Below are 231 nucleotides of genomic sequence, written 5' to 3' on the forward strand. Positions count from 1 at the left end.
GGTTCGGTGCCATAACCGGCCCACACATCGTGTTCGCGGGCGGCGTGGCCGCCTCGGCGTACGCGGGCAAGAAGTACCCCGACATGAACCCCGCGGACGGCGGGTACCACTTCGGGAAGGACATCACGTATGCGTTCGGCACGAAGCCTGACATCCTCGCCGTGGGCGCGATATTCGGCGTCGTCGGGATGCTGTTCACGCGGGTCGCCAACGGCGTCTTCATCAACGTCT

At 65.4% G+C, this 231-nt stretch carries 1 pseudogene; it reads left to right on the top strand.

What is annotated here, in order from left to right:
• Window positions 1-231, top strand: a pseudogene (locus tag EXE44_RS19490) (hypothetical protein); the annotation flags it as partial.

Origin of the sequence: Halorubrum sp. SS7, assembly GCF_005435055.1 — an archaeon.
Taxonomy (GTDB): Archaea; Halobacteriota; Halobacteria; order Halobacteriales; family Haloferacaceae; genus Halorubrum; species Halorubrum salinarum.